Here is a 22,500-nt window from a genome sequence, read left to right on the forward strand (position 1 = left end):
CCGCCCCGGTCGGTGGCGGGTACGGCCGGTCAGGACTGCTTGTGCAGTCCGAGATTCTCGTAGATCTCGAGCGTCGCCGTCGAGTTGTTGAGCGTGATGAAGTGCAGCCCCGGGACACCCTCGGAGAGCAGTTTCGCGCAGAACTCCGTGGCGAACTCGATCCCAATGGAGCGTACAGCGGCCGGGTCGTCCTTTGCGGCGTGGATGCGGTCTTTCAGCGAGGAAGGCAGGGACGCGTTGCTGAGCTGCGCGAACCTCTCCAGCTGTTTGACGCTGGTGAGCGGCATCACCTCGGGAATGACCGGGGTGTCGCAACCCGCAGCGACGACTCGGTCACGCATCTGCAGATAGCTTTCCGGGTGGAAGAACATCTGGGTGATCGCATAGTCGGCGCCGGCGCGGCACTTGTCCACGAAATGACCGATGTCGGAGTCCCAGTCGGTGGAGCGCGGATGCATTTCGGGAAATGCCGCGACTCCGACGCAGAAATCCCCGGCCTCCTTGATCAGCCGGACGAGGTCCGCCGCGTACTTCACGCCCTGCGGATGCTCGACCCACTCACCCATCGGGTCGCCCGGCGGGTCACCGCGGACCGCGAGGATGTTGCGGATGCCGGCGTCGGCGTACTGGCCGACCATGTTGCGCAGTTCGGCGACGGAGTGGTCGACGGCCGTGAGGTGCGCGACCGGGGTCAGCGTGGAGTCCGCGGCGATCTGCTGGGTCGCCCGGACGGTGCCCGCGCGGGTGGAGCCGCCCGCCCCGTACGTCACGGAGACGAAGCTCGGTCCCACCGCCTCGACCCGGCGCAGGGCGTTCCAGAGATTCCGCTCACCCTTCTCGGTCTTGGGCGCCCAGAACTCGAACGAGAACGACGTCTCGCCGGTCGCGAGCAGCTCACGCACGGTGCGCGCGTGATCTGTCCTGGTGGAAGGTGTGCCAAGGGCCATACTGGGAGGTTAACCAGGGCCCGGCGGTACCCCAACAAGAGGGAGCGAATTGACCGGAATGAGGCGGATTTTGTCCACCCCTCGGACAGCTGCGCGCCGGACGCGGGCGGCCCGGTTCAGAGTGCGCGTTCCCGGATGCGCCGGGCGAGCGAGGCCGCGGCCCCGGCCGGGTCCTGCGCCTCGGTGATCGCCCGCACGACGACGACGCGGCGCGCGCCGGCGTCCAGCACCTCGTCGAGGTTGCCCGCGTCGATCCCGCCGATGGCGAACCAGGGCCTCGTCGTGCCGAGGGAGGCCGCGTAGCGCACGAGGCCGAGACCCGGGGCGTACCGGCCGGGCTTGGTCGGGGTGGGCCAGCAGGGCCCCGTGCAGAAGTAGTCGACGCCCGCCGCGGCGACGGCCGCGTCGACCTCGGCCTCGGCGTGGGTGGAGCGGCCGATCACCACGTCGCCGCCGACGACGGCGCGGGCGGCGGGCACGGGCAGGTCGCCCTGCCCGAGGTGCAGGACGTCGGAGCCGATGGCGTGGGCCACGTCGGCCCGGTCGTTCACCGCGAGGAGCCGTCCGTGGCGCTTGCAGGCGTCGGCGAACACCTCCAGGTGCTCCAGCTCCTCACCCGCTTCCAAGCCCTTGTCCCGCAGCTGCACGATGTCCACGCCGCCGGACAGCACCGCGTCGAGGAACTCCGGGAGGTCCCCCTGCCGCTTGCGGGCGTCCGTGCACAGATAGAGCCGGGCGCCGGAGAGCTGGGAGCGAGGCGTGGGCATGGTGGTTTCCCCCGTCGGTGCGTCGATGGATCTCTGGTGCGGCGCCGGAGCGCCGGGTGCGTCGGTGATCCGCCGGCCGGCGGACCCCGGTAACGGCGGAGTGCGGGCCGCGTGTGCCGCGGCCCGCACCCCGCTTACGGTCGTCCGGTCAGACGGCGAGCGCCTGGGCCCGGCGCTTCACCTCCGTACCGCGATTCTCGCTCAGGGCCTGCGCGGGGGTGCCGGGCAGGGTCGGGTCGGGGGTGAAGAGCCAGTCCAGCATCTCTTCGTCGTTGTAGCCGTCGTCCCTCAGGAGCGTCAGGGTCCCTGCGAGGCCCTTGACCACCTTGTCGCCGTCGATGAAGGCGGCAGGCACCTGGAGCGCCCGGTTCTCACCACGGCGTACGGCGATCAGCTGGCCTTCCTTGACCAGCTGCCGGACGCGCGTCACCTCGACATCGAGCATTTCCGCGATGTCGGGAAGGTGGAGCCAGGCAGGGACGAGAGCATCGATCTTTGCGTCAATCTCGGTCACAGGGACAAGCGTGCCATCCCGGACCGACAGTCGGTAGCCGGGCCGGGCGTACGAGGCCGTGCCTACCCCTGGAGCACCGTCGTTTTCAGCGGGACGGAGGAGTCGGCGGCCCGCGCCGGATCGATCCGCGCACCCGCCTCGACGAGCTTGCGCCCCTGCGCCAGGTCGCGCGGCCGGCTGACCGCCAGCAGGGCCACCAGGACCCCCTGCCGCAGCCAGCAGACCGTCCAGGAGGGGTCGGCCGGGTCGCCCCGCCACAGGAGGGTGTCGGCACCGGTGTGGTGCCCGGCGTACTGCACGAAGCGCCCGAACTGCTCGGACCAGAAGTAGGGCACCGGGTCGTACGTCCCGGCCGCCCCGTTCACGAGGGCGGCGGCGACCGCCCGGGGGCCCTGGAGGGCGTTGTCCCAGTGGTGGACCAGCAGCCGCTCCCCGTAGCGGGCGGAGGGGAAGGAGGCGCAGTCGCCCACCGCGTGGACGTCGGGCAGCGAGGAGCGCAGCGAGCTGTCGGCGGTGACCGAGCCGTCCGGGCCGAGCGCGATGCCCGAGCCCGCGAGCCACCCGGTGGCGGGCCGTGCCCCGATCCCCACGACCACCGCTCCTGCGGGGATCACCCGGCCGTCCGAGAGGCGGACCGCGCCCTGTTCGACACGGGTGACCCGGGTGCCGGTGAGGAGTTCGGCTCCGCTCTCGGCGTACCAGCCGGCCATCGGAGCGGCCACCTCGGCGGGCATCGTGCCCGCGAGAGGACGGTCGGCGGCCTCGACGACGGTGACCGCGCAGCCGGCCGCACGCGCCGCCGTCGTGAACTCGGCGCCGATCCAGCCCGCGCCGACGACGACCACGTCGTGCTGCCGCTCCAGGACGGGCCGCAGCCGTGCGGCGTCGTCGAGGGTGCGCAGCAGGTGCACACCCGGGACACCCTCGGCACCGGGCAGACCGACGGGTTCCGCCCCGGTGGCGAGGACCAGCGCGTCGTAGGGGACGGGCCCCTCGGCCGTGTCCAGCTCGTGCGCCCCGGCCCGCAGGCCGGCCACGTCGAGCCCCAGGCGCAGGGTGATGTCCAGCCCCTCGAAGTCGACGTCGAAGGCGGAGTCCTCGGCCTTGCCGAGCAGGACCGCCTTGGACAGGGGCGGCCTGTCGTACGGCTGGTGGGGTTCGGCGCCGATCAGCGTGACCGGGCCGGTGAAGCCCAGTTCGCGCAGGGCCACGGCCGTCTGCACCCCGGCCATGCCCGCGCCCACGATCACGACTCCGTGCGGCCGGTGTCCCGTTGCCGGATCCTCTGTCTGCTCGCTCACCCGTCCACCCTAATCACCTGACGTGACGTCAGTGAGTGAGCTCTTCCACCACGCTCGTACCGCTGCCTTCCCTGGACTCCCATTCCCAGGTCTCCTCGAGACGGACGCGGCCGTCGGGGAGGTCCGTGACGGTCGATGTGCAGTGCCCGCAGGAGGTGGTGCCGTCCTGTTTCAGCTGGACGTACCGGAAGTCCAGGGTGTCCGCGGCCCGTGTTCCGACGAGATGCCCGCGGACGATGTCGCCGCCGGTGTACTCGGCCCAGATCCTCCCGTCCCGCTCGTGGTACGTGAAGCGGGTGCGGGTGCCGACCTGGCCGGGCGCCTGGTCGGCGACGGGCGAGAGGACGAGTCCGTCGAGCGAACGGGCCACGGGTGAGGCTCCCTTACTGGCTGCGGCCGGTGGGGTCTAGGCTGGCCACCGTAAGACACTCGCGGGAGCCCGGACGCACCGGGCTGAGAGGGAGGCTGACCGGCCTCCGACCGTACGAACCTGATCCGGGTCATGCCGGCGAAGGGAGGGGCTGGACGCCCATGCGCACCTCCGTACAGAGTTCCGACGTCCTGGTCGTCGGGGGCGGCATCATCGGTCTGGTGACCGCGTGGCGGTCCGCCCAGCGCGGCCTGAGCACGACGCTGGCCGACCCCGAACCCGGCGGCGGCGCCGCCCGGGTGGCGGCCGGGATGCTCGCCGCCGTCACCGAGCTCCACTACGGGGAGCAGATGCTGCTCGGCCTCAACGTGGCCTCCGCGGAGCGCTATCCGGAGTTCGTGGCCGAACTGGAGGAGGCGAGCGGGCAGGAGACCGGCTTCCGCGCCTGCGGCACGCTCTCCGTCGCGCTGGACTCGGACGACCGGGCGCATCTGCGGGAGCTGCACGCCCTGCAGCAGCGTTCGGGGCTGCGGTCGGAGTGGCTCACCGGCCGTGAGTGCCGGCGTCTGGAGCCGATGCTCGCCCCCGGTGTACGCGGCGGGCTCCGGGTCGACGGGGACCATCAGGTGGATCCCAGGCGGCTGGCCTCGGCGCTGGTCACGGCCTGCGAGCGGACGGGGGTCGGGTTCCGCCGCTCCTGGGCCGAGCGGCTCCTGGTCACGGGCGGCCGTGCGACGGGGGTCGTCCTCGCGGACGGTACGGAGCTCGCCGCCGGCCAGGTGGTCCTCGCCGGAGGCAGCCTGAGCGGCCGCCTTGCGGGGATACCCGAGGCGGTCGTCCCGCCCGTACGCCCGGTCAAGGGGCAGGTGCTGCGGCTGACGGTGCCGCCCGCGTACGCCCCCTTCCTCAGCAGGACGGTGCGGGCCGTCGTGCGCGGCAGCCACGTCTATCTGGTGCCGCGTGCCAACGGTGAGCTGGTGGTCGGCGCGACCACCGAGGAGCAGGGCTGGGACACCACCGTCACCGCGGGCGGCGTCTACGAGCTGCTCCGGGACGCCCACGAGCTGGTGCCCGGCATCACCGAGCTGCCGCTGACCGAGACCAGGGCCGGACTGCGGCCCGCCTCGCCGGACAACGCGCCGCTGCTGGGCCCCACCGCGCTGGACGGCCTCCACCTCGCGACCGGCCACCACCGCAACGGGGTGCTGCTGACCCCGGTGACCGGTGACGTGATGGCCCACGTGCTGACCACCGGCGAGCTGCCCGAACTGGGCCGCCCCTTCGCACCGCGCCGCTTCGCGCCGACGGCCGTCCCGTCGGACGCCTCACGGCCCCCCTCCCCCGTGACCACCGCCCCCGCATCGCAGGAGCAGCCCGTATGACACAGTCCGTGCCGTCCGCCGGCCCCGTCCGGGTCTCCGTCAACGGAGAACACCGCACCGTCCCCGCCCGCACCGCGCTGGACACCCTGGTCGCCGGACTGACCGCGGCCGGATCCGGTGTCGCCGCCGCGGTCAACGAGACCGTCGTCCCCCGCGGCCAGTGGTCCGCCACCGCGCTCCGCGACGGCGACCGCGTCGAGATCCTGACCGCCGTCCAGGGAGGCTGACCATGTCCGACGATCTCTTCACGCTGGGTTCCACCACGTTCTCCTCCCGGCTGATCATGGGCACCGGCGGGGCCCCCAGCCTCGACGTGCTGGAACGTTCCCTGATCGCCTCGGGCACCGAGCTGACGACCGTGGCGATGCGCCGGCTCGACCCGACCGTGCAGGGCTCGGTGCTCTCCGTCCTGGAACGCCTCTCCATCCGGGTCCTGCCCAACACCGCGGGCTGTTTCACCGCCGGTGAGGCCGTGCTGACCGCCCGGCTGGCCAGGGAGGCGCTGGGCACCGACTGGATCAAGCTGGAGGTGGTGGCCGACGAGCGGACCCTGCTGCCCGATCCGATCGAGCTGCTGGACGCGGCCGAGGTCCTCGTCGACGACGGCTTCACGGTCCTTCCGTACACCAGTGACGACCCGGTCCTGGCCCGCAGGCTCCAGGACGCGGGGTGCGCGGCGATCATGCCGCTGGGCTCCCCCATCGGGTCGGGACTCGGCATCCGCAACCCCCACAACTTCCAGCTGATCGTCGAGCGGGCCGAGGTCCCGGTGATCCTGGACGCCGGTGCCGGGACGGCGTCGGACGCGGCGCTGGCGATGGAGCTGGGCTGTGACGCTGTGATGCTCGCCTCGGCGGTGACCCGGGCCCAGGAACCCGAGCTGATGGCGGCGGCGATGCGGCACGCGGTGGACGGCGGGCGCCTCGCGTACCGGGCGGGGCGGATCCCGCGCCGCCACTTCGCGGAGGCGTCCTCCCCGGTGGAGGGCCGTGCGGTGCTGGATCCGGAGCGTCCGGCCTTCTGATCCGGGCACCGGCGGGCGTCGCCCGGTCACAGCACGTGCATGCCCCTGTCACGGCTCCGCACCGGAACGGCTCCGGGGCCCCGACCCCGTCCGCGGTGTCCGTGCCGGCTCGTAGACTCGCCCTGTGGACACGACCCTCCAGGACCCCTTGGTCGGGCAGCTGCTCGACGGCCGCTATCGCATCGATGCGCGGATCGCCGTCGGCGGTATGGCCACGGTCTACCGGGCCGTGGACACCCGGCTCGACCGTGTGCTCGCCCTCAAGGTGATGCACCCGGCGCTGGCGACCGACGCCGCGTTCGTCGAGCGCTTCATCCGCGAGGCCAAGTCCGTCGCCCGGCTCGCCCACCCCAATGTGGTGGGTGTCTTCGACCAGGGCGCCCAGGGCGCCTACGTGTACCTGGCGATGGAGTACGTCGCCGGGTGCACCCTGCGAGACGTCCTGCGCGAGCGGGGCGCACTGCAGCCCCGTGCCGCCCTGGACATCCTCGAACCGGTGCTGGCCGCCCTCGGCGCCGCCCACCGCGCGGGCTTCGTCCACCGGGACATGAAGCCGGAGAACGTTCTGATAGGGGACGACGGCCGGGTGAAGGTCGCCGACTTCGGGCTCGTACGGGCGGTGGGGACCGCGACGGACACCACCGGCTCGCTCCTGGGCACGGTCTCGTATCTCGCCCCGGAACAGATCGAGCAGGGCACGGCGGACACCCGGTCCGACGTGTACGCCTGCGGTGTGGTGCTCTACGAGATGCTGACCGGCGGCAAGCCCCACGCCGGGGACACCGCCGCCCAGGTCATCTACCAGCACCTGAACCAGGACGTCCCGGCGCCGTCCGGTGCCGTTCCGGGCCTGGCCGCCGGGCTGGACGAGCTGGTGGCCGCGGCCACGGCACGGAATCCCGATCTGCGTCCGGCCGATGCGGTGGCGCTCCTCGCGCGGTCCCGTGAGATACGGGCGGATCTCACCGGGGAGCAGCTCGACGCGATGCCGCCGGGGGCCCTGGCGGAGGCGCACGACGCCGGCGAGGACCGTACGAGCGTGATCCCCCGGGTGATCCCGGCCGGCCAGGGCACCGCGCACCACACCAGCCGTCTGGAGATGCCGCCCCCGTCCGGACCCGGGGAGCCCGGGCGTGGGCGGCGCCGGTCCTTCGCGGGCCGGGGCCGTCGCGGGATGCTCGCCCTGGTCGTCGCCGTCCTGCTGGCGCTGGGGACCGGTGCGGGTGTCTGGTACATCAACTCCGGCCAGTTCACCCGGGTGCCCTCCCTCCTGGGCCAGAGCCAGAGCGCCGCCGAGCGGCGGCTCTCGGACGAGGGCCTCGATCTGAAGGGGGTCGAGCGCGCCTACAGCGACACGGTGGAGCGCGGCGCGGTGATCAGCAGCGATCCCGGCTCCGGTGAGCGGATCCGTGGCAACGACGCGGTGAAGCTGGTGATCTCGCGCGGCCCGGAGATCGTGAAGGTGCCCGACGTCGAGGGGCTCGCCCTCGCCGACGCCCGGCGCGAGCTGAAGGAGACGGGCCTCGCGCCCGGGATGGTGACCCGGGAGTTCAGCGAGGAGATCGACCGGGGCAAGGTGATCCGTACGGATCCCCGCGTCGGCACCGAGCGCCGCCCGGACTCGGCGGTCGCCCTGGTGATCAGCAAGGGCAGCCCCGTCGACGTACCCGATGTCACCGGTCTCTCCGTCGAGGACGCCACGGCGGCCCTGGAGGGGGAGGGCCTCAGGGCGAAGGTGCTGACCGAGCGGGTCAGCTCCTCCGAGGCGGACGGCGACATCGCCCGGCAGACGCCCGGCAGCGGTGCGGAGGCCGCCGAGGGCGACACCGTGGAGCTGACGGTCTCCAAGGGCCCGCGCATGCTCCCGGTCCCCGATGTCACGGGCAAGGACGTCGACGAGGCCCGCGGCGCACTGGAGGACGCGGGGTTCGAGGTCGAGGTGGACCGCCCGTTCCTCTCCTTCAGCGACACGGTCAAGAGCCAGTCGGTCGAGGGCGGCGAGAAGGCCCCGGAAGGCTCCACGATCACCATCAGGACCAAGGCTCTGTAGATCAGGCAAGGACAGGCAGCACATGCGCAACCCCGTAGGCGGCCACGTCCCCGTGGCCGGTGGACTGGCCAAGGTCGGTCTCGGCTACGCGCGGGAGCTGGCGGCGGAGACCGTGCAGGTCTTCGTCGCCAACCCGCGCGGCTGGGCGACCCCGGCCGGCAATCCGGCGCAGGACGAGCTGTTCCGCTCGGAGTGCGCGGCCGACGCGGTTCCGGCGTACGTCCACGCCCCGTACCTGATCAATTTCGGCTCGCACACCGAGGCCACGGTCGAGCGGTCGGTCCTGTCGCTGCGCCACTCGCTGCGCCGGGCGAGAGAGATCGGCGCCCTCGGCGTGGTGGTGCACACGGGCTCGGCGACCGGCGGACGCCCGCGCGAGGTGGCTCTCGCCCAGGTGCGTACGCACATGCTTCCGCTGCTGGACGAGCTGACCCATGACGACGATCCGTTCCTGCTGCTGGAGTCGACCGCCGGCCAGGGCTCCTCGCTCTGCTCGCGGACCTGGGACTTCGGCCCGTACTTCGAGGCCATGGACTCCCACCCCAAGCTGGGGATCTGCCTGGACACCTGCCACATCTACGCGGCGGGGCACGACCTGGCCGGCCCCTCCGGCATGCGCCAGACCCTGGATCTGCTGGTCGGGACGGTGGGCGAGGGGCGGCTGAAGCTGATCCACGCCAATGACTCGAAGGACGTGGTGGGCGCCCACAAGGACCGGCACGAGAACATCGGCGCGGGTCATATCGGCGCCGAGCCGTTTGCCGAGCTGTTCTCGCATCCGGCGACCGAGGGGGTGCCGCTGATCATCGAGACGCCGGGCGGCAAGGAGGGGCACGCCGCGGACGTGGCACGGCTGAAGGAACTCCGGGACACCCGCTGAGACAGCGATGGAATACCCCAGGGGGGTATGTGGTTACGGTGGATGTCAGGTAGCCGCGACAGAGCTCCGGGGGCTCCTCATGCAGCACGACGCACACCACGCGCACCAGGGACACCACAGCACGCACGGCGGGGGCTCGTCCTGGGCCATGGCCGCGCGGGCCACCCTGCACTGCCTCACCGGCTGCGCCATCGGCGAGATCCTCGGCATGGTGATCGGCACCGCGCTCGGCTGGGGCAACGTCCGGACGATGGTGCTCGCGATCGTCCTGGCCTTCTTCTTCGGCTACGCGCTGACCCTGCACTCGGTCCTGAGCTCCGGCATGGGCCTCCGCGCGGCCGTCAGGGTCGCGCTCGCCGCCGACACCGCCTCCATCGCCGTGATGGAGCTCATCGACAACGGGGTGATCGCGCTCTGGCCGGGAGCCATGGACGCCCACCTCTCGGACACGACGTTCTGGACCGTCCTGGCCATCGCGCTGGCGGCCGCCTTCGTCGTCACGACACCGGTCAACAAGTGGATGATCGGCCGCGGCAAGGGTCACGCGGTGGTGCACCGCCACCACTGAACGACCACCCGGGGGCGTCAGAGTTCAGGACCGTCCCCGGGCTCCTCCTGGTAGGAGTAGCGCTGCTCGCTCCACGGGTCACCGATGTTGTGGTAGCCGCGCTCCTCCCAGAAACCGCGGCGGTCGGCCGTCATGTACTCGATGCCCCGGACCCACTTGGGCCCCTTCCAGGCATAGAGATGCGGTACGACCAGGCGCAGCGGGAATCCGTGTTCCGCGGTGAGCAGCTCGCCGTCCTTGTGGGTGGCGAACAGCGCCCGGTCCGACGCGAAGTCGGCCAGCCGCAGATTCGAGCTGAATCCGTATTCGGCCCAGACCATGACATGCGTGACGTGGGGTGCGGGCGGCGCCAGTTCCATGATCTCGCGGGCCGGGATTCCGCCCCATTCGGCACCGAGCATGCTGAATTTCGTCACGCAGTGGAGGTCCGCGACGACGGACGAGAAGGCGAGTGCCGAGAATTCCTGGTGATTCCAGCAGTGCTTGTCACCGTCGGCCGTGGCCCCGAAGACCCGGAACTCCCAGCGGTCCGGTTTGAACTTGGGCACGGGACCGTAATGGGTGACCGGCCAACCTCGCTGCAGCCGCTGACCCGGTGGAAGCCCGGACTGCTCTGCTGTGCCGCGTTTCCGGCTTTCCGGCTGACCCATGCCTCCATGGTGACAGACAGGTAGGGGTGGTCATGACCAGGGGAGAGCCGATTCGGGCAACTCGTACTAAGCATGCACTTACTGGACGGCCGCGTGGCGCGATGCGAAGATGCGCGCAAACATGCCCAGTTCACCGGTTGGAAGGAGCCTCTGCGATGCAGGGCGACCCCGAGGTCCTCGAGTTCCTGAACGAACAGCTGACCGCCGAATTGACTGCCATCAACCAGTACTTCCTGCACGCCAAGATGCAGGAGAACTTCGGCTGGACGAAGCTCGCGAAGTACACCCGGGCAGAATCGTTCGACGAGATGAAGCACGCGGAGATCCTCACCGACCGAATCCTGTTCCTGGACGGCCTGCCCAACTATCAGCGGCTCTTCCATGTGCGGGTCGGCCAGACGGTCACCGAGATGTTCCAGGCGGACCGGCAGGTCGAGGTGGAGGCGATCGACCGCCTCAGGCGGGGCATCGAGGTGATGCGCGGCAAGGGCGACATCACGTCGGCGAACATCTTCGAATCCATCCTGGAGGACGAGGAGCACCACATCGACTATCTCGACACCCAGCTGGAGCTGGTCGAGAAGCTCGGTGAAGCGCTCTACATCGCCCAGGTGATCGAGCAGCCGGAGAGCTGATCCGCAGACGGTCCCGGCACGGTTCCGCGACGGTCCGGCGCGCCCCTGTCAGGCGGCGTCGGAGAGCCTGACGACCGGTGCGGCACCGAGGCCCGCGGATGAACCGGCCGGGGCGGCCGCCGGCTCCGTACGCCCTTCGACGAGCTCACGGCGCGGGCAGTCGCCGCGGCCGAGCAGCGCCTGGATCCTGCGGACGCAGCCGCCGCAGTCGGTGCCTGCCCTGCAGGCGGAGGCGATCTGGCGGGGCGTGCACGCTCCGCCGTCCGCATGCTTCTTGACCTGGTCCTCCGTGATGCCGAAGCAGGAGCAGACGTACATGCGGTTCACCTCCCGAGGATCGATCGCTGCGCCGTCCCGAACTTTCGGTGAGGCTAACCTAACCTTACCCAAGACGTCGAGCACAGAAAAGCCCCGGTACGCCCGTGGGGCACGGATCACATCGATCCGTGCCCCACGGGCGTCACCACGGGTGATCCTTACTGGTCGCGGTACATCTCGGCGACGAGGAAGGCCAGGTCGAGGGACTGGCTGCGGTTGAGGCGCGGGTCGCAGGCGGTCTCGTAACGCTGGTGCAGATCGTCCACGAAGATCTCGTGGCCACCGCCGACGCACTCGGTGACGTCGTCACCGGTGAGCTCGACGTGGATGCCGCCGGGGTGCGTCCCGAGCTGCTTGTGCACCTCGAAGAAGCCCTTGACCTCGTCCAGGACGTCGTCGAAGCGGCGCGTCTTGTGGCCGGACGCGGCCTCGAAGGTGTTTCCGTGCATCGGGTCGGTGACCCAGACCACCTGCGCGCCGGAGGCGGTGACCTTCTCGACCAGCTCGGGGAGCTTGTCGCGGACCTTGTCGGCGCCCATGCGGACGATGAAGGTCAGCCGGCCGGGCTCGCGCTCGGGGTCGAGGCGGTCGACGTAGCCGAGCGCCTCGTCGACGGTGGTCGTCGGGCCGAGCTTGATCCCGATGGGGTTGCGGATCTTCGAGGCGAACTCGATGTGCGCGCCGTCCATCTGCCGGGTGCGCTCGCCGACCCAGACCATGTGGCCCGAGGTGTCGTAGAGCTGACCCGTGCGCGAGTCGGTGCGGGTGAGCGAGGACTCGTAGTCGAGCAGCAGCGCCTCGTGGGAGGCGTAGAACTCGACGGCCTTGAACTCGGCCGGGTCCGTGCCGCACGCCTTCATGAAGTTCAGGGCGTTGTCGATCTCGCGGGCCAGCGCCTCGTAGCGCTGCCCGGACGGCGAGGACCTCACGAAGTCCTGGTTCCAGGCGTGCACCTGGCGCAGGTCGGCATAGCCACCGGTGGTGAAGGCACGGACCAGGTTCAGCGTGGAGGCGGACGCGTGGTACATCCGCTTCAGCCGCTCGGGGTCCGGGACGCGGGAGGCCTCGGTGAATTCGAAGCCGTTGACGGAGTCGCCGCGGTAGGTCGGCAGGGTCACGCCGTCGCGGGTCTCGGTCGGCTTGGAGCGCGGCTTCGAGTACTGCCCGGCGATACGGCCGATCTTGACGACCGGCACGGAGGCCGCGTACGTCAGGACGGCGCTCATCTGCAGCAGCGTCTTCAGCTTGGCCCGGATGTGCTCGGCGGACACGGCGTCGAAGGCCTCGGCGCAGTCACCGCCCTGCAGCAGGAACGCCTCGCCCTTGGCGACGGCTCCCAGGCGGGCGCGCAGCTGGTCGCACTCGCCGGCGAAGACGAGCGGAGGATACGACTCGAGGTCCGCGAGTACGTCGCGCAGAGCCTCGGCATCGGGGTACTCGGGCTGCTGCGCCGCGGGAAGGTCTCGCCAGGTGTTGCCACCGGCGACGGAGGTATTGGCGTTCACGGTCACCTTGACAACATTACGGGGTCGGCGGGGCCGTCCCATCCGCCCGCTCAGCAAATGAGACGCGCGCTCGTTTGTGGCCCCCCTTGCGCTAGGGTTCGTGGCATGTTCGCGCAGACGATCCAGAACTGGTGGTGGACCGCTCATCCGGCGGCCCGCTGATTCATCGCGCGTACAGACTTCGCGAAGGCCGCCCGAGGGGCGGCCTTCTCTGCGTTCCGGCGCCGGGAGCCGTTCCTCCCCCAGGAAGGAACGCCCATGCCCGACCGTGCCGTCGACCTCTTGTCCGCCCTCCTCCGTGACGACTCCCCGCCCTTCGCGCTGCTGCGCAGGCGCACCCCCGGCCGTGACCACGACACCGTGGAGGTCCTGACCGGCGAGGTGCGTGAGGTGGAGCGGCTCGCCGCCGTCCCGGTGCGCGACCTGCCGTCGCTGGCCCTCGTGCCGTTCCGGCAGATCGCCGAGCGCGGCTTCGACGTGCGGGACGACGGCACCCCGCTCGCCGTGCTCGTCGCCGACGAGGCGCACGAGCTGCCGCTGGCCGAGGTGCTCGCGGCGCTGCCCGGCCACGACGTGCGGGTCGAGGACGGGGCCTTCGACGTCGCCGACGAGGCGTACGCGGACATCGTCCGGCGGGTCGTCGAGGACGAGATCGGGCAGGGCGAGGGCGCGAACTTCGTGATCCGGCGGACCTTCGGCGGTGAGATCCCGGGGTTCGGGCGGGCGGACGCGCTGGCCCTGTTCCGGCGGCTGCTGGCCGGTGAGCGCGGGGCGTACTGGACGTTCGTCGTGCACACCGGGGAGCGGACCCTGGTCGGTGCGAGCCCGGAGGTCCACGTGCGGATGTCCGGCGGGACGGTGGTGATGAACCCGATCAGCGGGACCTACCGCTACCCGGACGAGGGGCCGACGGCGGAGGGGCTGCTGGCCTTCCTCGGCGACCGCAAGGAGACCGAGGAGCTCTCCATGGTGGTGGACGAGGAGCTCAAGATGATGTGCACCGTCGGCGACATGGGCGGTGTGGTGGTCGGTCCCCGCCTGAAGGAGATGGCGCATCTCGCGCACACGGAGTACGAGCTGCGGGGGCGCTCCTCGCTGGACGTGCGCGAGGTCCTGAAGGAGACGATGTTCGCGGCGACGGTCACGGGCTCACCCGTGCAGAACGCCTGCCGGGTGATCGAGCGGTACGAGCCGGAGGGCCGCGGCTACTACGCGGGCGCCCTGGCACTGGTGGGCCAAGAGCCCGGCGGGGCCCAGACGCTGGACTCGCCGATCCTGATCCGGACCGCCGACATCTCCGCGTCGGGCCGGCTGCGCGTGCCGGTCGGGGCCACCCTCGTGCGCCACTCCGATCCGGAGGGTGAGGTCGCCGAGACGCACGCCAAGGCGGCCGGTGTCCTCGCGGCGCTCGGCGTCCGCCCCGGCCGGCCCGGATCCGAGGCGAGCCGTCCGCGGCTGGCCGCCGACCCCCGCGTCCAGGGGGCGCTGGACGACCGGCGCGGCGGGCTCGCCCCCTTCTGGCTGCGGATGCAGGAGCGTAACGACGACCTGTCCGGCCACGCGCTGGTGGTGGACGCCGAGGACACCTTCACGGCGATGCTGGCGCACCTGCTGCGCTCCTCGGGCCTCACCGTGTCGGTGCGCCGGTACGACGAGCCCGGGCTGCGCGGGACCGTGCGGGCGCATGAGGGGCCCGTGGTGCTGGGGCCCGGCCCCGGCGACCCGGGAGACACCACCGATCCGAAGATGCGGATGCTGAGGGAGCTGACCGCCGAGCTCGTGCGGGACCACCGCCACGGACTGCTCGGCGTCTGCCTCGGCCATGAGCTGATCGCGGCGGAGCTGGGCCTGGAGATCGTGCGCAAGGAGGTGCCGTACCAGGGGGCGCAGACCAGGATCGACCTGTTCGGCAGGCCGGAGACGGTGGGCTTCTACAACAGCTTCACCGCGCGCTGCGACGAGGCGGCGGAGACGGAGCTGGGCGCGCACGGCATCGAGGTGAGCCGGGACACCGCCGGCGGCGAGCTGCACGCGCTGCGGGGCAGGGGCTTCGCGTCGGTGCAGTTCCACCCGGAGTCGGTGCTGACGCTGCGCGGTGCGGCGATCGTGACCGGGCTGCTGGCCCGGCTGCCGGTGGCCGGCTGAGGTACCGGCGGGCCCCGCGCGAGGAGGCAGTCAGCGTGCGGGGTGCGCCGGGACCAGGACGTTGTCGCTGCGGCGGCCGGCCAGGTAGTCGGTGACGTTCCGTACGGTGGCCTCGATGATCTGCCCCACGGCGTCACGCGTGTAGTACGCCTGGTGGGAGGTCACGACGACGTTGGGGAAGGTGACGAGCCGGGCGAGGGTGTCGTCGTCGATGCCTTCGACGGACTTGTCGACGTAGAAGAGCCCGGCCTCCGCCTCGTAGACGTCGAGCCCTACCCCGGTGAACCGGCCGGCCCGCAGCTCGGTGACGAGCGCGCGGCTGTCGATGAGGCCTCCCCGGCTGGAGTTGACGAGGATCGCGTCGTCCTTCATCCGGGAGAGGGCGTCGGCGCCGATGATGTGCTGGGTGGCCGGCATCAGGGGCACGTGGAGGCTGATCAGGTCGGCCTCCGCGAAGAGCCGTTCCTTGTCCACGTACGTCATGCCGAGCGCGGTGCAGGCCGGGTTCTCGGCGATGTCCCAGCCGAGCAGGTTCATGCCGAAGCCGTGGGCGATCCGGGTGAACGCCTCACCGATCTTCCCGGTGCCGACCACGCCGGCCGTGCGGCCGTGCATGTCCCGGCCGAGGAGCCCGTCGAGCCGGAAGTCGAAGTCCCGGGTGCGGCTCACCGCGCGGACGATGCGGCGGTTGACGGCCATGGCCAGGGTCCAGGCGAATTCGGCCACCGAGTGGGGTGAGTAGGAGGAGACGCGGGCGACGCGCAGGGCGAGCCGTTCGGCGACGTCGAGATCGACGTTGTTGAAGCCGGTGGAGCGCTGGGCGATCATCTGGGTGCCGCCGGCGGCGAGCGTCTGCAGGACCTGGCTGCCGAGGTCCGCGTTGACGCTGGTGGAGATGATCTCGTAGCCGGCGGCGATCGGGGCGGTGTCCTCGGTGAGGAAGACGTCCAGGCAGCGGACGTCGTGCAGGCCGGCGAAGGCCTTCTCGATCAGCGGCTTCTCGTCGGACTGCACGCCGAATGCCAGGATTTCCACGACGTCTCCCGGGTGAGGGGGCGGTTCCGGCCCTCGCGAATACGGGGTCCTCGCGAATATACGGCCCGCACCCCCGGGGCGCCCCCGGTCAGTACTCCGACCCGCATGGAAGCATCCCCTCGCCGAAGTGAGCTCGCTGGGGCCACGCTCATGGTGACCCGGGTCACTCCGGGATGGCCGGACGGTCAATTCCGTTGCCGTACGCAGCACGTGCGGGTCACACGTCGTCGAGGCCGGCCTCGATGGCGTACCGCACGAGCTCCACCCGGTTGTGCAGCTGGAGCTTGCCCAGGGTGTTCTGCACATGGTTCTGCACGGTGCGGTGGGAGATGACCAGGCGCTCGGCGATCTGCTTGTACGACAGCCCCTTGGCGACCAGGCGCAGCACCTCCGTCTCCCGGTCGGTGAGCTGTGGGACCTTCGGCCGGTCGGGGGCCGCGGGGGCGGGGTCGGAGGCGAGCCGACGGTACTCGCCGAGGACCAGTCCGGCCAGCCCCGGTGTGAAGACCGGGTCGCCGGCCGCGGTGGCGCGTACGGCGTCGGTCAGCTCCTGGGTACTGGCGGACTTGAGGAGATAGCCGGTGGCGCCCGACTTCACCGCCTCCAGGACGTCGGCGTGCTCACCGCTGGCGGAGAGCACGAGGACCCGCAGCCCGGGGAGGGAGCCGACGAGTTCCCTGCAGACCTGGACGCCGGGCATCCCCGGCAGATTCAGGTCGAGCACCAGGACCTCCGGTGCGGCCGCCCTGGCACGGCGCACGGCACCCGGGCCGTCCCCCGCGGTCGCGACCACCTCGAAGCCGGACTCGGCCAGGTCGCGGGCGACGGCGTCGCGCCACATCGGGTGGTCGTCGACGACCATCACCTTGATGGCCCGCTCCTCGGACGCCTCTGTGTTCGGTGTACTCATCGGGCCGATCCTGCCTTCCCCCGTGAAACCTTCGGAACCTTCAACTCGACCTCGGTGCCCTGACCGGACACCGAGATCAGCTCTGCTGTGCCGCCCAGGTCGCGCAGCCGCCCGCGGATCGACAGGGCGACTCCGAGCCGGCCCTCCCCCTCCGCCTGGTCGAGCCGGCCCTCCGGGATGCCCGGGCCGTCGTCCCGGACCGTGACGATCACCTCGTCCGGCTCGTCCTCGACCAGGATCCACGCCTGGGCGGCCGGCCCCGCGTGGACCCTGACGTTGTCCAGCGCGGCGCTGACGGCGGCGGCGAGCTCACGCGCGGCACCCGCGGCGAGCATCACCGGGGCGCCGGGCTCCGCGAAGGTGACCCGGGAGCTCGCGTGCGGGGCGAGCAGCGTGCGCAGGTCGGATTCCGCGCTCCCGGGCCCCTCGGCCTCCACCACGCGGACCACCGCGCCCTCGGCGCTGTCCTCGGAGACCCGGGTCGTGGGCACCAGACCGCTGGAGACCAGGGTCCGCAGCGCGACCTCCTGCTCCCCCGCCATCCGTCCGAGCTCCGCGGCCTCGCCGCCCAGCGCCGTGCCGCGCCGCTGGACCATGGCCAGGACCTGCAGGACGCTGTCGTGGATGTCGCGGGCGAGGCGCTCGCGCTCCCGGGTGGCGGCCTCGATCTCCAGCGCGCGGGCCAGGGTGCGCTCACTGGCGCGTGCCACCTCGACGACGTAGCCGATGGCGATGGAGGCGACCCACACCAGCAGCACGTTGTGGAAGGTGTCCTCGCTGGGCTCGCCGCGCTCGACGATGTTGGCGGCGGCGACGAGGGTCGAGGCGAAGGCCGCCCAGCGCCAGCCGCCCTTGAGCGCGAAGGCGAGGACGGAGCCCGCGGTCCAGATCGAGGGAAGCGTCGGGCCGTCCGAGTGCTGGGCGTCGAAGTCGGCGAGCGGGGTCAGGAGGATCCCGGTCAGGGCGACGACGAGGTCCAGGCCGAGGAAGCGCTTGGTGCAGCTCGCGGCGTTGGCCACCCTGGGAAGGGTGAGAGCCGTCCAGAGGGCGAGGACCACCAGGAAGGCGACGGCCACCCACGGACGCTCGTACTTCTCGCGGCCGAAACCGGCGAGCAGCGCCGCGTAGACCAGAGTCAGCACGCGGTACGCGGTCAGCGCCCGCCACAGGGGCTGCTCGACCGACATCCGTACGACCCGTTCACGCCCCGCCATGTGCCCTCCCCCGGTACCCGCCCCTGTCATGCTGCCCGCTCCGGACGGCCGGTCGCACCCCTACGCGCCGGACCGCTCCGTTCCCTTTTTCTTCGCCTCCTCGGCGATCTGCCGCTTGGCCGCCGTCGCGTAGATGTCCACGTACTCCTGGCCGGAGAGCTTCATGATCTCGTACATGACCTCGTCGGTCACCGAGCGCAGGATGAAGCGGTCCCCTTCCATGCCCTGGTAGCGGCTGAAGTCCAGCGGCTCGCCGATCCGGATGCCGGGCCGCATGAGCTTGGGCACCACCTGCCCGGGAGGCTGGATCTTCTCCGTGTCGATCATCGCCACGGGGATGACGGGGGCACCGGTGGCGAGCGCCACCCGGGCGAGGCCGCCGGGCTTGCCCCGGTAGAGCCGTCCGTCGGGTGACCGGGTGCCCTCCGGGTAGATGCCGAAGAGTCCGCCGCTCTCGATCACCTGGATGCCGGCCTTGATGGCCGCCTCCCCGGCACCGCGGCCTCCGGAGCGGTCCACGGGGAGCTGTCCCACGCCCTTGAAGAAGGCGGCGGTGAGCTTGCCCTTCACCCCGGGCGCGGTGAAGTACTCCGCCTTGGCGATGAAGGTGACCTTGCGGTCGAGGACCGCGGGCAGGAAGAAGGAGTCGGAGAAGGACAGATGGTTGCTCGCGAGAATCGCCGGCCCGCGTGCGGGGATGTTCTCCAGGCCCTCCGCCCACGGCCTGAAGGCGAGCTTCAGAGACCCTCCGATGGAGAACTTCATTGCGCCGTAGATCAAGTCGGGTGCCTCCTGTGTGCCGTCGATGAGACCTTAACCTGTGGCGCCGCGGCCTCCCCCGCCCCCTCGGGACGGGCTCCCTCCCGGCCGCCCCCGCAGGTGACGGCCGCTCGGGCGGTGACGGCCCTGGTCGGTGTCGGCCCGGTCGCGTACGGTGAAGTAGTCCTTTTGCACACCCCCCGCACCCCGCCCCGCTTCATGAACAGGAGACCCCGGTGCCGGTCCTGCCTGGAGCCGAGCCGTTCCGCCACGAGGGCGGAGAGGTCGGCGTCCTCCTCTGCCACGGATTCACGGGTTCGCCGCAGTCGCTGCGCCCCTGGGCCGACCGTCTCGCGGAGCGGGGGCTGACCGTCTCCCTCCCGCTGCTGCCCGGACACGGCACGCGCTGGGAGGACATGGCCGTCACGGGCTGGCAGGACTGGTACGCGGAGGTGGACCGGGAGCTGCGTGCCCTGCGTGACCGCTGCGAGCGGGTCTTCGTCTTCGGCCTCTCCATGGGCGGGGCCCTCGCGCTGCGCCTCGCCGCGAAGCACGGGGACGAGATCGCGGGCCTGGTGCTGGTGAACCCGGCCAACAAGGTCCACGGCCTCTCGGCGTACGCCCTGCCCCTCGCCCGGCACCTGGTGCGGACGACGAAGGGGCTGACGAGCGACATCGCGCTGGAGGGCTCCGAAGAGGTCGGCTACGACCGGGTGCCGCTGCACGCGGCGCACTCCGTGCGGGCGTTCTTCCGGCTGGTCGACGCCGATCTGCCCCAGGTCACCCAGCCGGTCGTGCTGCTGCACAGTCCGCAGGACCACGTCGTGCCGCCGGCGGACTCGGCGCGGATCCTCAGCCGGGTCTCGTCCCGGGACGTCCGGGAGATCCTCCTGGAACAGAGCTACCACGTCGCGACGTTGGACCACGATGCGGAGCGGATCTTCGAGGAGAGCCTCCGGTTCATCGACCGCCTCGCACTCGACGCTGGCAAGAAGGGGAGCACGTCCGGTGGCTGAGCACGACGCGGAGCGCGCGGGCAGTGACGAGGAGCGCGAACCGCGCCCCACGGAGGGACAGGCCGTGCCCGAGGGTGCGGAGGGGGCCGGGCCGTTCGACGAGGCCGCGGCCTGGGAGGCGATCGTCGCGGGGTACGGCGAGGAGCCGCCGGACCCGCCGGGCGCCAAGCCGTTCAAGTCGATCGAGGACCTGGCCCTGCTGGAGGACGACCAGCTGAACGTCCTGGGCCCCGAGCCGGAGTCCGGCGCGGGCGAGGACGCGGACAAGGGAGTGAGCGGGAAGGCACCCGGTGGACCGGCGGAGAGGAGGCCGCTCGGCGGATCGGTCGTCTTCGCCCCGGGGGTCGCGGGCCCGCGTGACTACGGCCTGGAGGAGCCCGGGGACGACGGCATCGACGACCCGGACGACAGCGAGGAGGGGCACTTCGTCCCCCCGGAGCCGCCGCCGCTCCCCGAGGCCGATGTGACGGCGAAGTTCGCCTGGCTCGCCGTGGTCGGCGGCCCGGTGCTGATGCTGGTCGCGGTGCTGATGCAGTGGGAGATGACGTGGTGGCTCACCACGCTCTCCATCGGCGGTTTCCTGGGTGGCTTCGCCACCCTGGTGGCACGCATGCCCCACGACGCGGAGGAGGACGACGATCCGGGGCGCGGCGCGGTCGTCTGACCCGCGTGCCCTGGCGGGCAGGAGAGCGCCCTCCTCCCCCGGCCCCGTACCGGCTCAGCCCGTCGCGGGCACCCTGAGAGCCGCCAGCACGGGCAGGTGGTCCGTGGCCGCCCTCAGATCCGCGCCGGTGACCCCGGGCAGGTCCGCGGGGACCCCGCATCCGAGGACCTCGACGCCGTCCGTCGCGAACACCGCGTCGATGCGCTTGCGGGGCGCGGCCGGCGGAAAGGTGAGCTCCCCGCCCCACGGCCGCGCGGTCCGGCAGTCCTGAAGGCTCCCGGCCAGCTGCCGGAAGGCGGGCCCCTCCGGTACGTCGTTGAGGTCACCGGCCACGACCGCGTGCGGGACGTCCATCGCCTCGACCCGCTCCAGCAGCATGCCCGCCTGGGCCAGCCGCTCCTCGCGCTGCAAGCTCAGATGGCAGCTCACCACGCCGAGCCTGGCCCGCGCGATCCGTACGACCGCCGTGGCCAGGCCGCGCCGGTGCAGCCCCGGGGTGAGCGGCAGCAGGACGTCCTCGGTGCGCTCCACGGTGGCGCGCAGGGAGCAGAGCAGCAGCGGCCCGGCCGCCGTGGCCCCGCCACTGAGGATCACCAGGTCGGTCATGGCCGCGAGCCGGGCCGCCGCCTTGCGCCACCGGAAGAAGCGGGGGGCCTCCTGGAGGCACACCAGGTCGGGTGCGCAGGCGCGGATGACACGGGCCAGCGCCTCGGTGTCGTCACGCAGCGAGCGGATGTTGTAGCTGAGCACCCGGACGACGGCTGAACCGTCCGGCTCGGTACGGGAGTCGGGCAGGGGCATCGGCGTCGTGACCATGGGAGGCACGATACGACGGACGCCCGCCGCGCCCCGGAGGGCGCGACGGGCGTCGGACGTGCTCGGTTGGCTCAGCCCTGGCGTGCCAGGTCCGCCGCACCCACCAGGCCCGCCTTGCCGCCCAGTTGGGCCGCGAGGACCTGCGCGTGCGGGCGCCACTCGCCGCCGATCAGCCAGCGCCGGAACGACTTGCGGATCGGGTCGAGGACCAGCTCGCCCTCGTCCGAGACGCCGCCGCCGACGATGAAGGCCGACGGGTCGAAGAGCGAGGCGAGGTCTGCCAGTCCGGCACCGGCCCAGCGGGCCAGCTCGCGGAAGGAGTCGACGGCCACGGGGCAGCCCTGCCGGGCGGCCTCGCTGATGTGCTTGCCCTCGATGCCCTCGACCGTGCCGTCACCCAGGCCCAGCAGGATCGGCGCGTTCTCCGGGGTGGCGTTGGCACGCTGCTTCGCGTACCGCACGAGCGCCCGCCCGGAGGCGTACTGCTCCCAGCAGCCCTGGCTGCCGCAGCCGCAGAGCAGCCCGTCCGGGACGACCCGGATGTGACCGAATTCCGCCGCCACGCCGAAGCGTCCGCGGCGGAGCTTGTTGCCGATGATGATGCCGCCGCCCAGCCCGGTGCCGAGCGTGATGCAGATGACGTCCTCGTGCCCCTGGCCGGCGCCGAAGCGGTATTCGCCCCAGGCCGCCGCGTTGGCGTCGTTCTCGACGACGACGGGGAGGCCGACGCGCTGTTCGACCTTGTCCTTGAGCGGCTCGTGACGCCAGTTGATGTTGGGGGCGAACAGCACGGTGGCGCGCTTGTCGTCGACGTATCCGGCCGCGCCGATGCCTACGGCGTCGACGTCGTGTCCCTCGCTCGCCCCGGCCACGGCGGCGCTGATGGCGTCCACGATGCCTTCGGCCGTCGGCGGGGTCGATACCTTGAACGTCGAGAGGATCCGGCCCTCTTCGTCGACCACTCCAGCCGCGATCTTCGTGCCGCCGATATCGACGCCGATGGTGAGTCCCATGAATCCCTCAGTTTCGG

The 22,500-nt window shown here is 71.7% G+C and carries 25 protein-coding genes and 1 riboswitch; of the genes, 11 read left to right on the forward strand and 14 right to left on the reverse strand.

Translation table 11 applies throughout. From position 1 onward, the window contains the following. Nucleotides 1–29 precede the first annotated feature (29 nt). The 5 genes from metF to B9S57_RS00485 form a co-directional block, all read right to left on the reverse strand. Entirely contained in the window at nucleotides 30–947 is a 918-nt protein-coding gene (metF, locus tag B9S57_RS00465; protein ID WP_103513525.1) for a methylenetetrahydrofolate reductase [NAD(P)H], read from the reverse strand. A gap of 116 nt (nucleotides 948–1,063) precedes the next feature. Further along, nucleotides 1,064–1,714: a thiamine phosphate synthase gene (gene thiE / locus B9S57_RS00470; protein WP_103513526.1), complete on the reverse strand. Its 651-nt coding sequence runs from the start codon at nucleotides 1,712–1,714 to the stop codon at nucleotides 1,064–1,066. Between the two features lie 148 nt (nucleotides 1,715–1,862). Next, the gene (locus B9S57_RS00475; protein WP_103513527.1) at nucleotides 1,863–2,228 is read right to left on the reverse strand and encodes an Rv2175c family DNA-binding protein; all 366 of its coding nucleotides are present in this window, start codon (nucleotides 2,226–2,228) and stop codon (nucleotides 1,863–1,865) included. Nucleotides 2,229–2,290: 62 nt separating this feature from the next. Beyond that, nucleotides 2,291–3,529 carry an FAD-dependent oxidoreductase gene (locus B9S57_RS00480; RefSeq protein ID WP_103513528.1) on the reverse strand — a complete coding sequence of 413 codons (1,239 nt, stop codon included), beginning with the start codon at nucleotides 3,527–3,529 and terminating at the stop codon, nucleotides 2,291–2,293. A gap of 28 nt (nucleotides 3,530–3,557) precedes the next feature. Beyond that, the gene (locus tag B9S57_RS00485; RefSeq protein ID WP_103513529.1) at nucleotides 3,558–3,899 is read right to left on the reverse strand and encodes a hypothetical protein; all 342 of its coding nucleotides are present in this window, start codon (nucleotides 3,897–3,899) and stop codon (nucleotides 3,558–3,560) included. A 51-nt stretch (nucleotides 3,900–3,950) separates the two neighbouring features. Next, a riboswitch (TPP riboswitch) is annotated at nucleotides 3,951–4,063 on the forward strand. Between B9S57_RS00485 and thiO the strand changes: the two genes are divergently transcribed. From thiO to B9S57_RS00515, 6 genes are all read left to right on the forward strand, one after another. Continuing rightward, entirely contained in the window at nucleotides 4,061–5,281 is a 1,221-nt protein-coding gene (gene thiO, locus B9S57_RS00490; protein ID WP_103513530.1) for a glycine oxidase ThiO, read from the forward strand. (Overlaps the previous riboswitch by 3 nt.) Then, nucleotides 5,278–5,508 carry a sulfur carrier protein ThiS gene (gene thiS / locus B9S57_RS00495; RefSeq protein ID WP_103513531.1) on the forward strand — a complete coding sequence of 77 codons (231 nt, stop codon included), beginning with the start codon at nucleotides 5,278–5,280 and terminating at the stop codon, nucleotides 5,506–5,508. Before thiO ends, thiS begins: the two co-directional genes overlap by 4 nt. A gap of 2 nt (nucleotides 5,509–5,510) precedes the next feature. Then, nucleotides 5,511–6,305 carry a thiazole synthase gene (locus B9S57_RS00500; RefSeq protein ID WP_103513532.1) on the forward strand — a complete coding sequence of 265 codons (795 nt, stop codon included), beginning with the start codon at nucleotides 5,511–5,513 and terminating at the stop codon, nucleotides 6,303–6,305. 124 nt (nucleotides 6,306–6,429) lie between these two features. Then, a complete protein-coding gene (gene pknB, locus B9S57_RS00505; protein ID WP_103513533.1) occupies nucleotides 6,430–8,355 on the forward strand; it encodes a Stk1 family PASTA domain-containing Ser/Thr kinase in 1,926 nt (641 codons plus the stop codon). 22 nt (nucleotides 8,356–8,377) lie between these two features. Then, on the forward strand, nucleotides 8,378–9,235 hold the full coding sequence (locus tag B9S57_RS00510) for a deoxyribonuclease IV (RefSeq protein ID WP_103513534.1): 858 nt from the start codon (nucleotides 8,378–8,380) through the stop codon (nucleotides 9,233–9,235). A gap of 79 nt (nucleotides 9,236–9,314) precedes the next feature. Beyond that, on the forward strand, nucleotides 9,315–9,803 hold the full coding sequence (locus B9S57_RS00515) for a DUF4396 domain-containing protein (protein WP_103513535.1): 489 nt from the start codon (nucleotides 9,315–9,317) through the stop codon (nucleotides 9,801–9,803). A 17-nt stretch (nucleotides 9,804–9,820) separates the two neighbouring features. Here B9S57_RS00515 and B9S57_RS00520 read toward each other — a convergent pair whose 3' ends face one another. Beyond that, on the reverse strand, nucleotides 9,821–10,453 hold the full coding sequence (locus tag B9S57_RS00520; RefSeq protein WP_103513536.1) for a sulfite oxidase-like oxidoreductase: 633 nt from the start codon (nucleotides 10,451–10,453) through the stop codon (nucleotides 9,821–9,823). Nucleotides 10,454–10,608: 155 nt separating this feature from the next. Between B9S57_RS00520 and bfr the strand changes: the two genes are divergently transcribed. Continuing rightward, nucleotides 10,609–11,088, forward strand: coding sequence for a bacterioferritin (bfr, locus tag B9S57_RS00525; RefSeq protein WP_103513537.1), 480 nt, complete (start codon nucleotides 10,609–10,611; stop codon nucleotides 11,086–11,088). A 48-nt stretch (nucleotides 11,089–11,136) separates the two neighbouring features. Here bfr and B9S57_RS00530 read toward each other — a convergent pair whose 3' ends face one another. Further along, nucleotides 11,137–11,406: a bacterioferritin-associated ferredoxin gene (locus B9S57_RS00530; protein ID WP_103513538.1), complete on the reverse strand. Its 270-nt coding sequence runs from the start codon at nucleotides 11,404–11,406 to the stop codon at nucleotides 11,137–11,139. 158 nt (nucleotides 11,407–11,564) lie between these two features. Beyond that, nucleotides 11,565–12,911 carry a class II 3-deoxy-7-phosphoheptulonate synthase gene (locus B9S57_RS00535; protein ID WP_258036143.1) on the reverse strand — a complete coding sequence of 449 codons (1,347 nt, stop codon included), beginning with the start codon at nucleotides 12,909–12,911 and terminating at the stop codon, nucleotides 11,565–11,567. Between the two features lie 105 nt (nucleotides 12,912–13,016). Between B9S57_RS00535 and B9S57_RS36310 the strand changes: the two genes are divergently transcribed. After that, on the forward strand, nucleotides 13,017–13,073 hold the full coding sequence (locus tag B9S57_RS36310) for a trp operon leader peptide (protein ID WP_079159714.1): 57 nt from the start codon (nucleotides 13,017–13,019) through the stop codon (nucleotides 13,071–13,073). 96 nt (nucleotides 13,074–13,169) lie between these two features. After that, nucleotides 13,170–15,056, forward strand: a complete 1,887-nt coding sequence (locus B9S57_RS00540; protein ID WP_103513540.1) for an anthranilate synthase family protein — start codon at nucleotides 13,170–13,172, stop codon at nucleotides 15,054–15,056. A 30-nt stretch (nucleotides 15,057–15,086) separates the two neighbouring features. Here B9S57_RS00540 and B9S57_RS00545 read toward each other — a convergent pair whose 3' ends face one another. The 4 genes from B9S57_RS00545 to B9S57_RS00560 form a co-directional block, all read right to left on the reverse strand. After that, nucleotides 15,087–16,091, reverse strand: a complete 1,005-nt coding sequence (locus tag B9S57_RS00545) for a 2-hydroxyacid dehydrogenase (protein ID WP_103513541.1) — start codon at nucleotides 16,089–16,091, stop codon at nucleotides 15,087–15,089. A gap of 217 nt (nucleotides 16,092–16,308) precedes the next feature. Then, complete coding sequence (locus tag B9S57_RS00550; RefSeq protein ID WP_103513542.1) at nucleotides 16,309–17,001, reverse strand: response regulator transcription factor; 693 nt, start codon at nucleotides 16,999–17,001, stop codon at nucleotides 16,309–16,311. Continuing rightward, nucleotides 16,998–18,215: a MacS family sensor histidine kinase gene (gene macS, locus B9S57_RS00555; RefSeq protein ID WP_103513543.1), complete on the reverse strand. Its 1,218-nt coding sequence runs from the start codon at nucleotides 18,213–18,215 to the stop codon at nucleotides 16,998–17,000. The genes B9S57_RS00550 and macS overlap by 4 nt, the downstream gene beginning before the upstream one ends. A gap of 60 nt (nucleotides 18,216–18,275) precedes the next feature. Beyond that, on the reverse strand, nucleotides 18,276–18,995 hold the full coding sequence (locus tag B9S57_RS00560; RefSeq protein WP_103513544.1) for a 1-acyl-sn-glycerol-3-phosphate acyltransferase: 720 nt from the start codon (nucleotides 18,993–18,995) through the stop codon (nucleotides 18,276–18,278). A gap of 215 nt (nucleotides 18,996–19,210) precedes the next feature. Here B9S57_RS00560 and B9S57_RS00565 point away from each other — a divergent pair, with 215 nt between their 5' ends. Continuing rightward, a complete protein-coding gene (locus B9S57_RS00565; protein WP_103513545.1) occupies nucleotides 19,211–19,990 on the forward strand; it encodes a carboxylesterase in 780 nt (259 codons plus the stop codon). Further along, nucleotides 19,983–20,654, forward strand: coding sequence for a hypothetical protein (locus tag B9S57_RS00570; protein ID WP_103513546.1), 672 nt, complete (start codon nucleotides 19,983–19,985; stop codon nucleotides 20,652–20,654). The genes B9S57_RS00565 and B9S57_RS00570 overlap by 8 nt, the downstream gene beginning before the upstream one ends. 54 nt (nucleotides 20,655–20,708) lie before the next feature. Here the strand turns inward: B9S57_RS00570 and B9S57_RS00575 are convergent, their stop codons facing one another. Together B9S57_RS00575 and B9S57_RS00580 are read right to left on the reverse strand one after the other, a co-directional pair. Beyond that, nucleotides 20,709–21,470, reverse strand: a complete 762-nt coding sequence (locus tag B9S57_RS00575) for an endonuclease/exonuclease/phosphatase family protein (protein ID WP_103513547.1) — start codon at nucleotides 21,468–21,470, stop codon at nucleotides 20,709–20,711. 71 nt (nucleotides 21,471–21,541) lie between these two features. After that, the gene (locus B9S57_RS00580) at nucleotides 21,542–22,483 is read right to left on the reverse strand and encodes an ROK family glucokinase (protein ID WP_103513548.1); all 942 of its coding nucleotides are present in this window, start codon (nucleotides 22,481–22,483) and stop codon (nucleotides 21,542–21,544) included. Nucleotides 22,484–22,500: the final 17 nt, after the last annotated feature.

The organism is Streptomyces sp. SM10 (assembly GCF_002910915.1).
Classification (GTDB): domain Bacteria; phylum Actinomycetota; class Actinomycetes; order Streptomycetales; family Streptomycetaceae; genus Streptomyces.